Below are 11,058 nucleotides of genomic sequence, written 5' to 3' on the forward strand. Positions count from 1 at the left end.
AAGGGATGACCGAACTCGCAACACCCATGATCAACCAGCAGGCTCTGGCAATCACCCCACAGGCGAGCTGACCAATGGCCACCTCAAACCGCACCCGAATTTACACTCATTGACGGACGTGACCTTCACTCCCGGGTCGATAGATGGCGGGGGATACTGTGCGTCGGCTGTCTGGTCGCTGCATTGATTGTTGGTGTCGCCGTACAAGCTGATGAGTCCGACCCCCTGATCGTCTATGAGGAGGCGAGAGCTCTGAACGATCAATGGCAGATCTGCGCCGCGACCGTCGTAAAAGGACGACTTCGGGCGGATCAGACGGCGGAGCAGCTTGCAGAGCAAGCACTTGAGCGATGCCGTGCAAGGCAGAACAGCCTTAACCGCTTCCTGATTAAGAGGATCGGGGCGACGAGCGCCAGCAACGTAGTCGAACTTCTGCGCGATAAGTATCAGTCCGGGTTGATTGTTGCCGTCGCCGAGATGAGAGCACGCAATTGGTCCTGCCCGGCAGCTCGCTTCTGAGCATCAGGACGTCTAGGTCGGTTTGATAGCGGTCGGGTCATCTCCCCGCTTGCCATTGGTTGATGGCCTCAACAGGGAAGATCAGCATAATGATGTTGAGGAGGAGGTTGTCCCGGATCCAGTATCCGACGATCAGCTCCATGAGCAGAGCAACCACCACCGTCATCCAAACGGGCCAGATCCGAGCGAGCCAGAAGCCGCCGATCATCGCACTGATGTCCATGACCGAATTGATGACACTGTCCCCATAGTAGTTGAGAGCGATATTTGTCGCTCGGTAGCGGTCGATGACCGCATTCGTGTTCTCGGCGATCTCCCACATGCATTCGACGCCGAGAGCCAGCAGGAACGCTACGCCCAGCGGCAGCGGCCGCCCTCGCACGAGGCCGACGAGCCACGTTCCGCCATAGAACAGGAAGCCGTGGATGATATGGGACGGAGTATACCAGTCCGTCAGGTGCTGGGAACTACCAGAACCGTTCACCGTCCCGTGCCAGAACTCAATCGTCCGGCAGGTGCAGATCGCCGTCCTGCCCATGGCGAGCAGGATACCTGCCGTAAGCACGATCAGACCCAGGGAAAGACCGACATAGAGCGTGGTCCGCGCCCCGGGAGGCTTGTCCACCCCGGGCGCGGGTGCCGCAGTGCAGTTTTCCGTTCCTTGCAATGACGTCATCTTGCCCTGGCCTACCTTCAACTTCGCTAATCAGATTGGCCGTTTACCGGTCGACTGGCTCTAGCGTCGAGGTCGCGGCTCTAAACACGAATGCACCGGGTCCAGCGTAGCGTCTGGCCAGCGGGTTTTCGATCTGCGCTTGAAATTTTGAGTAGAGCGCCACCATTGCGGTGAAGCGTGCATGCCGGAAGCTGTCGGTCGTCGTCAGCTCCGAGATGTCGATCACGCGGGCGCCGTATCGCTTGGCCGCAGCCTGAACCCATGGATCGTGGACATCGTCCGAGCCGACACGTCGGCCGCCGGAGATAATGCGAGACAGGGTTAAAGCACTGTCATCGCTCGACACCAGCAGGGTGAGTGGACGAGGAAGACGACCGATGATCTCGAGCTGGCGAACCATGTCGACGACGTCGATATCCGGAGCAGCCAACACGACATTCGAAAACCTCTCGATTACCGCTCGCCGACGCTCGCGGTTCATTTTTGCCAGCGTCTCCATTGTGAGCCATCCTCCCATGCTGTGAGCCAGCAACACGACCCGCGCGTTCGGCTCCTCAGCGAGAATTTCCATAGTCCGGGCAAGGCCGTCCGTGGATGCTGCTGCCGCGGCTCTGTCGGCGCTATAGCTCAGCGGCTTCCCCTGGGATGGCCAGGCGAACAGCACGGCGACTCGGTTGTCGTGAGCATCAGTGGCAATCTGCGCGAGCCGATAAACCGTTTCCTGGAAGCTGTTGTTATATCCATGTACGAAAAGCCGGATGGGCCGCCCGTTGCCTTTCGTGCCGGCGATGCCAGACCGGAACTCGGCTTCGGACAGGCGCGTCGCGTGGACTGTAACGAAGTCTGACATCGGACCCGGCGGATCACTTGGCCACTCGATCATGTCGGCTTGATGGGTCGGTGGAATCGAGATCACGTAACGGGCAAAGCGAAGTGTCTGCGATTGACCGCTGCTGAATGCAGTTCCCGATCCGGGCTCCGGCGTTCGCAGGGTCGCGACAAAGATGGTGACGCTGCTCTCGCCCCACTCCGCTCTTGCGGGCTGCAGAACCTCGGGCCCAGGTCGTGTGACACACGCGCCCAGCGCAACCACGATTGTGGCGACCATGATCCAGCAAACCGCGTAGGCTGACCAGCCTGCAATGACATGGTTCTTCTTTGCTCGGTCAAGAACCACCTGCCAGTCCTCCAATTGGCGCTGGATCAAGTGCCTTGAAGCAACTGCCGCTCATGCGTTTTGATGCTCCAATAGTCATCTTTCAATATCGCAAAGCGACCGGCTACCGACCAAAAGGCTATATTCTCCTATGCCAAAGCATAGGATGGATTTGCTTCGCTTAAGTGGAGAGCGGTCTGACGGAACCTTCGTTGATCCAGACCGCAACCAAGCTCTCGTCGAGGAAGGCTTCAACCTCTATCCATCGCTTTCTCTCCTTCCGAGCATTTTCGTCGTGCAGTCGCGCCGGATGAGCTCGATCACGGTCTCGGTGGTGCGGTCGAGATAACTGCGCCCATCGGCGAGCCGCGCCGTCGGGCTGATGTAGCTCTGCGGGCCAATGTGGGCTGCCGGGTCGAGCGAGTGCACCGTGATTTTCCCAGCGTCCAGGGCCCGGTTCCAGGCGCTGCGCCGCCACAGGCGCCAGCGCTGGGGGAACAGTCCGATGCCCACCCGCTCGATCCAGTCATTCGCGCTGGTGAGCCGATACAGGTGGAGCGCATGCGTGAGGTCATTGGCGCCGTTGTGGAAACCACCGAGCGTGATCAGCCACAGCGGAGCGCGGAGCTGGGTGAAAAGCTCCTCGACCGCGCCGGTGGCCACCTGGGCGCCGCCGCTGTAGCAGAGCAGGACGACCGGCATGCCACTGGCGGGCTCGTAGCCTGCGAGCCGGAGTTGGTCGGCGATCTGGGCGCCAACTGCCCGGTTGTACAGCGGGCGGTACCGGTGGTCGGCGGCCACAAAGGTCTGCATGACATTGTGCAGGAACAGCATGATGCCCACGTGCCGCCGGAGCCAGTCCCACACCGGGCGCCCTACGAGCGGGGCTGCCAGGGGCGAGTAGGGCTGAACCTGGCCCAGCACGCGCAACTCCGGTGCTCCGGCGATGACGGCCTTGACGAATTGGCCGCCGTCGCGCGTATCGGTGAAGCGGCGCTTGCCGATCCCGTCCAGGTAGACCACGTAGGCGTCCGGCGGTCGCTTTGGATCGGCCCCCCTGGCGTAGGGCACCTTAGGCGGGAGCGTGGCGACCGGTCCACGCCGGCCGATGGTGTAGACCATCAGCTCGTGGCGGGCGAGCAAGCCCTCGGCGACCAAAACCGGTCCGAGCGCCAGAAGGACGACGAGCAGGAGGAGCTCGCTCATGCGATCACCTCCTGCTCCCGGGCGCCGGCGATGATCCTCGCGATCAGCCGCCGGACCACCCCGACCGCGGCGGCGAGCCCAAGCCCCGCGACGGCGATGCACCCGGCCGCGGTCCACCAGCCCAGTCCCAACGCTGCAGCGAGCGGGCCGGCCAGCCCTACCCCGACACCGGCCACCAGCAGGACGTGCAGGAACGGCCCGAGGAGCGGGAACGCGAGGACGGCGGCCAGCAGCAGCGGGGCGACCAGGGCAGGTGTCCAGGCCAACCCGGTCGTGCCGGGCAGCGGGGCCGCGTCAGGTGCCACGACCGGCTGCACCAGGTCGGCGACGGTCCACGCGGCGAGCGGCCACAGCGCGATCACCGTGCCCTCGACGACGGTGCCGGTCGCCATCAGCCCGGCCATGGGCCATGCGGACAGCTTAGGCCTGCGAGCCACCAGGGGCAGCACCCGCCCGGCACTCTCGGACAGTCCGGCGAGGACCAGCAGGACAACGACGGTCGTCGACATGGTTCAGTGCCCCCGTGCTCGAACGGTCGCGGCGCCTCCGCGAGCGTCGTCGAGGTACCGCTCGAGCTCGTCGGCGGCACGCTCGGCGCCACCGGCCTGCTGCTGTGCGGCACGCTGTGCGGCAGCCGCCTCATGGAAGCGCGGCTCGTCCAGCAGTCTCCGGGCGAGTGCATGCACCGTCTCCGCAGTGGCATCCTCCGTGCGGAGCGCAAGGCCAGCACCGAGTTCGACGACCCGCTGGGCCACGAGCGGCTGGTCCGCGCCCTGCGGTACGACGAGAGTCGGCACCCCGGCCCGCATCGCCTCATTGACACTGTTCATGCCGCCGTGCGTCACGAAGAGCGCCGCCCGGTCCAGCACCTGGAGCTGCGGCACGGATCGGCGGGCCAGCACGTTAGCCGGTAGCGGACCCAGGTCTGCCGGTTCCGTGTGCCCGGTCGAGACGACCACGGTGCCGCCCAGCGGTGCCAGCGCAGTCGCGAAGGTGTGCAGCAGGGCGGCCCCCCCATCGAATACCGTGCCTAGCGACGCGTACAGCACGGGGTACTCAAGCCGGACGGCGTCAAACTCCGGATCGGCCAGACGGGAACCGACGCTTGCCCCGACGAACCGGTACGACGGGTCGAACGCGTCGGCTCCGGGCTGGAAGGCGCTGGAGGTAAAGACCAGGTTCAGCGGCTCGCGCACGTTCATCAGGTCGGTCAGGGGCAGTCCGCCGGTGTCGTAGTCGCGGTGCAGGGCCCAGCGTGCGAAGGCGTAACCCCAGCCGATGCGAGGATGGGTCGCTGCGGCAGCCACCAACTCGTGGGAGACACCAGTGGGGCTGGGCACCTGCCTGTTGAACGCGAACGTGGTGAACGTGGCCGCCGCTGGCACACCGAGCTCACGCGCGGCCACCGCGCCCCATGGACAGGCTGCCCCGTGCACGATCAAGTCGGGCCGGATGCCACGGAGGTCTGAGAGCACGCTGGGCAGCAGGCCGAGGGCGGTCCGCGCGAGCTCTTCCAGCATCGCAAGGGGGATCGGCGGATCCGGCAAGGGCATGTCGCCCCCGGAGTAGAGCTGAACCTTCGCACCAGCGGCCTCAATCTGGGCCGCGAACGCGGGAAAGGTGTGGTAGGTCACCGTGTGGCCACGCCGGGCGAGCTCTGCCACGACCGGGAGCGTCGGGTTGATGTACCCGTGCATGCCGATGTTGAGGAACGAGACGGTGCTCATCGACGGCCTCCGTGTGCTGCCGCCACTGGGTCGCGCCGGTACAAGCCGGGGCCTGTGATGACCGGCTCGTCGAGGGTCTGGTTCGCCGATAGCAGCGCGGCGTCGGTCAACTGGGGGGAGTGGCTGAAGTCCCAGAGCGCGGGCCAAGCCACCACCAGCGCCATCGTTCCGCCGGCACCGCCATCTAGATCCGTCTTGATGGACCGACTGGAAAGCTTCTGGATTGAGGATCCGGGCCGGGAGACGCACGCGACGAGTACAATGAAAAGTGCGGCGAGCGATGCCCAGCGAGCCAAGGAGACTGGCCAGCGTCCGATGCCTGGGTTCACCCGTGCTCCGTTGAGAACCACCTGCCAGCCCTCCTCGTGGCATTGGGTCCAGTGCCCTGAAGCAACTGTCGCTCATGTGTTCCGGAAGCCATCTTTTAAGATCAGAGAGCAATCGGCTATCGACCGAAAGGAGATACTCTCCTATGCCAACGCATAGGCCATCCTAGACGCTTCGACAGCACGCGTTCGCACAGGGCTTAGTCACCCTAAGCCTTGGCACTGCCCAACAGATGCCTGCGTAGAACAAGTGCGTCCACCAGCATCCTTCATTCTCCACGCACAGCTCCCCTCTGCCCGAATGCAGAAATATGATGCCGGGATCAGGCGAGAAGGAGATCCATGCTTCAGCGGCTGCGCCGAGACGTAGAGGGAAAAACACCGGAGCAAATGGCTGAAGGTCCGCCTGCACCCACATCTACGGACTCTTGTCCTGCTTCGGCTCTGTGCCAAGAGATCGCTATTCAGGGCTCCACTTGGATCGGCCTATGGACGGTGTGAAACATCATTTGGATGATCAGAGTTCCCCACTTCGAGGGATGGCGGTGTGATACTCAGCCAAATGTGCGGTTTGTCCAATCCATTGCGTATTTGATCCATTGAGAAGCATACGCGGCCCTCTACCCTCTTTCCTCCTGAATATGGACAAGCGGCAATGATGGCCGCAGCCAAGGGAGAGAAACGCGCATGAACGCCTTCGAACGCCCGCTTCTGGCGGCCACTATGATTTGGGTCGGCATCATCCCGGTTCACGCACAGAACGCCTCCAGCTTCACCGCGGCACCGTCCGATGCCCCATTTCGCTCTACGCCGGTATCCCCACAGGTGGCCTGCACGGCCATCGAGCGCTTGGTGCTTCCGGAGGTGTCCTTCCTCAAATCGAGGTCTGTGGAGGCGACCGACCGGCACCCTGCTCATTGTCAGGTCACGGGCGTGATCCAGCCGGAGATCCAGTTCGAGATCACCCTGCCGGATGTCTGGAACCGGCGGCTCTACATGTTCGGCAATGGCGGCTATGCGGGTGAGAATCTGGCGGAAGCCAGCCGGCAGGACACCCGCAACGCCGCTCTGCGGCAGGGCTTAGCCGTGGTTCAGCAGAACAGCGGACACGATGCGCGAGCCCAACCGCTCGGCAGCTTTGCGGAGAATAACCTCGGCAAGCTCGTGGACTATGCTTCGCGCGGAGTCCACGTCACCCTCACCAGGGCCAAGGACCTGATCCAGGCCTACTATGATCGCAGTCCGTCCTACTCCTACTGGGACGGCTGTTCCACGGGTGGGCGTCAGGGGCTCATGTCCGCTCAGCGCTACCCAGGCGACTTCGACGGCATTCTCGCCGGCGCCCCTGTGCTCGATTTCACCGGAACCCAGCTCTGGGGCGTGTGGAACGCTCAGGCATTGGCAAAGGCGCCGATCTCAATCCGGCAACTCCCCGCGATCGCCAAGGCCGTGCTGGACAAGTGCGATGCCATAGACGGTGCCAAGGACGGTCTATTGACCGATCCGCGCCAATGCTCCTTCAACCCAGCTCAGGACCTGCCGAAATGCACCGAAGGCCAGACCGGTGATCAGTGCTTCACCCAAGCCCAGGTCGAGACGCTCCAGACCATCTATGGTGGCGTGAAGAGCAAGGGTGAGGTCATCTTCCAGGGCCAGCTTCCGGGGGCGGAGCCGGCCGATGCCAGCGGCGCGAGTGGGTGGAAGGAGTGGATCGTCTCTGAGGGACCCAAGAGCCGTCAGCTGGCCTATGGCGAGAGCTTCCTGAAGTACTTTGCCAATGTCCCCGCCTCGCAGCCCAACCTGGATTGGAAGCAGTTCAACTTCGACAAGGATGTCGAGCCGATCACCCGGATCCGGGAGATCCTTGATGCCACTAACCCGGATTTGTCCGAGTTCGAGAAGCGCGGTGGGCGTCTCATCACCTACTTCGGCTGGGCCGACCCTGCCCTGAACCCGATGATGGGTGTGAACTACTATGAGCGGGTCCGTCAGACGATGGGAGAGGACCGGACGAGCAACTTCTACCGGCTGTTCATGGTGCCTGGCATGTTCCATTGCCGCGGTGGCTTCGGCCCCGACCGCTTCGACGCCATGACGCCACTCATCAACTGGGTCGAGAGCGGCAAAGCCCCGGATTCCCTTCAGGCGCGGCAGATGGCAGGCTCGCAGGTCGTGCGATCCCGCCCACTGTGCCCGTATCCGCAGGTGGCGAAGTACTCTGGCACCGGGAACATCGACGAGGCTGCGAATTACAGCTGCGCCCAACCATAGGAGAGCACAGCGCGTCCTAGGGCTTGTGTAAATCCCGCTAGGACGCGATCACGGCCGACACCATTGAGATGCCCACGTACACCGCCGTTGGAGATCCAAACTGGATCAGAGCCACAGGTCCGTGTGCGTGCAGCAATGTCCGTTAATCCCTACTTATCGGACATTGTGACTACGCCTATCACGCAGACGAAATTTTTAGAGTGATATTGGTCGCCACAAGGGACACGATTAACACTCCATCTATCTATGAATTGCGCAGCGACAAGCACAGCGCGACCCAAGACGCATCCGGGCCTTCGAACTGTGAACAGAAACTTTCGAAAGCGTAATTACCCACGCCGTTGCTGAGGCTGGTTTCAGGCGCTGACGGTAGCGAGAATGGTGCCGAAGACGGTGACACTTGGCGTGAGCCGAGCCGTATCGACGACGGTGCGCACGGCCGCTTCGCCTTCGGCCGCCCACATGGCCCGGTAGCCGTTGGTGACCTTGCGCTGCACCACGGCAGGCCGAAGCGCCCGCTCACAGGCGTTGTTGGTCGCCGCGACCTGCCCCGGATAGTCGAGGAAAGTCAGGAGTTGCTCGCGAGCCCGGCCGATCTTGGCCTGGAGGGCCTGGGTCAGATCACAGGAACTCGCGGCCGTGAGGATGCTGGCCAGTTGCCGCTCCAATGTTCGCCGCTTGGCCACCAGGGTCGCCGGCGCCAGCGTGGCGACCTGATCCGAGAGGGCGAAGACGGTGTTGAGCCAGAGCTGCAGCGTCGCCACAATTGTATGGCGGCTCCCCTTATTAATTCATTCAGTCGGCTCAGGCCGGACGCTCGGCCGCAACGGCAGTGCCCTCGCCGCCTCCAGCACGAGGTTGACTGCCGACGCCAGTTCGATCTCATCGAATTCGAAGCACCCGCAGCTGTCGATGGATTCGTGGCCTGCAACGGAGAAGACCTCCAGCCAGAATGGCGGTATGCCAGATGCGACGCTGTCCGGTGGAAGCTCGGTGAGCCGCACCTCAAGCGCTCCCAATCGCATCACCATGACGGCTCGAGAGCCGTCGGCATTGTCCGGCCGCAACACAAGCTGGATGTAGGCCCTGATGATCCGTTGCTCAATTTCGTCGGTATAGAGGTCCAACGAAAGGAAGCTCTCATCCCAGCATGCGGCGCGTTGCGCCGCTCCTTGCTTAGATGTCATATGCGTCTCCTAAAAATCGCCCTGCTTTAATGACCTATCTCCGGGTCATCCGTGTCAGTTGGCGCCTTCCTATGCGGCAAGGCTCTGCGGGTCAGCGCTAACGGGTTCGACCGGGGCTTGGGGGTGCGCCGACACGGTGATGTGGCGGGCAGCGTCCAGTACGGTCGCCGCTGTCGGTTCCTTCAAGACGATGTCTCCCTGCGCAGAGTACCCAACCTCGCGCGCACCGATGATCGCGGGCCGGTCGGGATGGTTATCGCGATGCTGGTCGGCCAGGATCCAGCCGTCGATCAGGCCTGGCAGGATGGCCCGGGTGTAGAGCCAATCGATCGGGCGCCGCCAGTCGCGAAGAAGGCGAAAGGCCTGTTCCCCTGTGGTGGCGGTCATCACGTCGAAACCAGCCTCGTGGAGCAATAGGGCCAGGCTGCTTTGAAAGTCGGCATCGGTCTCGACGATCAGGATGCGCTCGCCCAACGGGCCGCGTGCGGCTTCTCTCCTGACGTTGGAGTTGCCGATGCTAGGCTGGTACAGTTCGGCAGGTTCATCCTGCCCGTCAGCGAACTCATGATGGATTGCTGAACTGTTCATTCTAGGTTTCCCGTTGGTGCACTTGGCACCTCAAAAACGGCAGCGCACCACCGTACGGAAGCGCGAGCGCACCAGCAGTTATTGTGGAAGTCCGAACCTTCAGGATGGAGGCTTGCGGCACCGCCTCAGGCGGACATCGCGGTCTTCTCGCCGGCACCCGCGACCATTAGGATTTCACCTGCCTCCATCATCTCGGCGGCCTTGGCGTACCCACCGCCCATTCCGTCGAGGAAATGCAAATGCGACTCCGGCCTGCCGGACGGCACAAGACAGGTCATGAGGGCGTGAGACTGGCGGTGCAGCCCGAAGTTGATCTCGCCACGAGCCTTCGCCGCAATGAGGATGGCCTCAGCCGCATCGATTTGTTCGCGTGTGCAGTCGAGCGTCAGACGCAAGCCATCGTCGTATTTGCGATAGTCCGAGTTTGCGATGACGCTCGACCAATTCCCCGAACCTAGATTCATCTCCTTGCCCTTTTGGAACGCCATTTCCACCGGGACAGGGTGAGATTGGCGTGGAGCTGCGTCGAGGACCGCAAGCACCTGCCTGGCAAGCGCAGAGAAGACCTTTGGGTTGGTATGATCATGCGGCTCGACTAGGAGCGACAGGATCTCGCCGTGCTGGCTCCGGAGAGGCGTCCACTCGCAGGTCAGACCGGTTAGGTCCAGCTGCACCGTGTACTTTCTCGGCTTTACCAGATACCGCCCGTTCTTGATCTGCCGTTCCGCCCATCTCAATCCGCCCCCAGAGAACATCGCATAGGTCGCGTCGTCCGAGGCCGCGTATCGCGCTATTCTCACGTCGTGCCCGTGGGATCGGATCTCGCTCACGGACAGCAAACCGACGCGGAGGATCAGACCGAGACGGGTTGCCGCAAGACCCGCAACCTGCCGCATTACCGAGTTCGCGACCATGAAGCCCTGAGGCGGCAATGCAAACGCCGCTCCGTCGCCGCGGAACACAAACGGGAAGTCGAACGCACCCCAGGCATTGCCCAAGGCAGCAATGATGGAGGCTCCGGCGTAGTTGACGTCCTTGTAACGTCCCGCGCTGATTGCCAACGTCGAGTCGACAACGTCCGTTATGCCGATGATCCAGTCATCCGGCAGTGGCTCGTAGATGGATGGATCGAGCACGGTCGAGAACTCACGATACGCTGGGGGCCGGTGTGCGCGGCTATTAATCATCGAGCATTCTCCAGATCGGCTTGCACCAGCAAACGAGGTCCACGCCGTGCCGATGAGGCGCAGGTCTCCGCTGCGCCTCGTCCAAGGGAAGCCGGGCCTGCCTGGGTGGCAGGCCCGGCCGATCCCGGTCAGAGCAGATTGGTCTCGACGTTGATGTTGCCGTGCGTCGCCTTGGAGTACGGGCAGATCGCGTGGGCCGCGTCGATCAGCGTCTG

At 62.9% G+C, this 11,058-nt stretch carries 10 protein-coding genes and 2 pseudogenes; 1 reads left to right on the top strand and 11 read right to left on the bottom strand.

What is annotated here, in order from left to right; all coding sequences use genetic code 11:
- Positions 1-556: 556 nt before the first annotated feature.
- The 6 genes from ACS5Q1_RS43540 to ACS5Q1_RS43565 form a co-directional block, all read right to left on the bottom strand.
- Positions 557-1,195 (bottom strand): DUF2585 family protein, encoded by a 639-nt coding sequence (locus ACS5Q1_RS43540; RefSeq protein WP_473104061.1) that lies wholly within the window; start codon positions 1,193-1,195, stop codon positions 557-559.
- A gap of 43 nt (positions 1,196-1,238) precedes the next feature.
- Complete coding sequence (locus tag ACS5Q1_RS43545; protein ID WP_473104062.1) at positions 1,239-2,372, bottom strand: alpha/beta hydrolase; 1,134 nt, start codon at positions 2,370-2,372, stop codon at positions 1,239-1,241.
- Positions 2,373-2,609: 237 nt separating this feature from the next.
- Entirely contained in the window at positions 2,610-3,557 is a 948-nt protein-coding gene (locus tag ACS5Q1_RS43550) for a hypothetical protein (protein ID WP_473104063.1), read from the bottom strand.
- The gene (locus tag ACS5Q1_RS43555; protein WP_473104064.1) at positions 3,554-4,066 is read right to left on the bottom strand and encodes a hypothetical protein; all 513 of its coding nucleotides are present in this window, start codon (positions 4,064-4,066) and stop codon (positions 3,554-3,556) included. Before ACS5Q1_RS43555 ends, ACS5Q1_RS43550 begins: the two co-directional genes overlap by 4 nt.
- A gap of 3 nt (positions 4,067-4,069) precedes the next feature.
- Positions 4,070-5,284 (bottom strand): macrolide family glycosyltransferase, encoded by a 1,215-nt coding sequence (locus ACS5Q1_RS43560; RefSeq protein ID WP_473104065.1) that lies wholly within the window; start codon positions 5,282-5,284, stop codon positions 4,070-4,072.
- Positions 5,281-5,634, bottom strand: coding sequence for a hypothetical protein (locus ACS5Q1_RS43565; RefSeq protein ID WP_473104066.1), 354 nt, complete (start codon positions 5,632-5,634; stop codon positions 5,281-5,283). Before ACS5Q1_RS43565 ends, ACS5Q1_RS43560 begins: the two co-directional genes overlap by 4 nt.
- A gap of 663 nt (positions 5,635-6,297) precedes the next feature.
- Here ACS5Q1_RS43565 and ACS5Q1_RS43570 point away from each other — a divergent pair.
- A complete protein-coding gene (locus tag ACS5Q1_RS43570) occupies positions 6,298-7,881 on the top strand; it encodes a DUF6351 family protein (RefSeq protein ID WP_473104067.1) in 1,584 nt (527 codons plus the stop codon).
- 356 nt (positions 7,882-8,237) lie between these two features.
- Here ACS5Q1_RS43570 and ACS5Q1_RS43575 read toward each other — a convergent pair.
- From ACS5Q1_RS43575 to ACS5Q1_RS43595, 5 genes and pseudogenes are all read right to left on the bottom strand, one after another.
- Positions 8,238-8,636: pseudogene (locus ACS5Q1_RS43575) on the bottom strand (IS66 family transposase); the annotation flags it as partial.
- Between the two features lie 36 nt (positions 8,637-8,672).
- Positions 8,673-9,068 carry a hypothetical protein gene (locus ACS5Q1_RS43580; RefSeq protein ID WP_473104068.1) on the bottom strand — a complete coding sequence of 132 codons (396 nt, stop codon included), beginning with the start codon at positions 9,066-9,068 and terminating at the stop codon, positions 8,673-8,675.
- A gap of 69 nt (positions 9,069-9,137) precedes the next feature.
- A complete protein-coding gene (locus ACS5Q1_RS43585) occupies positions 9,138-9,656 on the bottom strand; it encodes a hypothetical protein (protein ID WP_473104069.1) in 519 nt (172 codons plus the stop codon).
- Positions 9,657-9,781: 125 nt separating this feature from the next.
- Positions 9,782-10,843 (bottom strand): DUF3095 family protein, encoded by a 1,062-nt coding sequence (locus tag ACS5Q1_RS43590; protein WP_473104070.1) that lies wholly within the window; start codon positions 10,841-10,843, stop codon positions 9,782-9,784.
- A gap of 128 nt (positions 10,844-10,971) precedes the next feature.
- Positions 10,972-11,058 (bottom strand): annotated as a pseudogene (locus tag ACS5Q1_RS43595) (peroxiredoxin); the annotation flags it as partial.

This window comes from Microvirga sp. GN3 (genome assembly GCF_055792825.1).

What these genes read in the sequence shown, in the direction of transcription:
- ACS5Q1_RS43540 (WP_473104061.1), bottom strand. Translation starts at nt 1,195, where the DNA reads ATGACGTCATTGCAAGGAACGGAAAACTGCACTGCGGCACCCGCGCCC.
- ACS5Q1_RS43550 (WP_473104063.1), bottom strand. Translation starts at nt 3,557, where the DNA reads ATGAGCGAGCTCCTCCTGCTCGTCGTCCTTCTGGCGCTCGGACCGGTT.
- ACS5Q1_RS43555 (WP_473104064.1), bottom strand. Translation starts at nt 4,066, where the DNA reads ATGTCGACGACCGTCGTTGTCCTGCTGGTCCTCGCCGGACTGTCCGAG.
- ACS5Q1_RS43560 (WP_473104065.1), bottom strand. Translation starts at nt 5,284, where the DNA reads ATGAGCACCGTCTCGTTCCTCAACATCGGCATGCACGGGTACATCAAC.
- ACS5Q1_RS43570 (WP_473104067.1), top strand. Translation starts at nt 6,298, where the DNA reads ATGAACGCCTTCGAACGCCCGCTTCTGGCGGCCACTATGATTTGGGTC.
- ACS5Q1_RS43580 (WP_473104068.1), bottom strand. Translation starts at nt 9,068, where the DNA reads ATGACATCTAAGCAAGGAGCGGCGCAACGCGCCGCATGCTGGGATGAG.
- ACS5Q1_RS43585 (WP_473104069.1), bottom strand. Translation starts at nt 9,656, where the DNA reads ATGAACAGTTCAGCAATCCATCATGAGTTCGCTGACGGGCAGGATGAA.
- ACS5Q1_RS43590 (WP_473104070.1), bottom strand. Translation starts at nt 10,843, where the DNA reads ATGATTAATAGCCGCGCACACCGGCCCCCAGCGTATCGTGAGTTCTCG.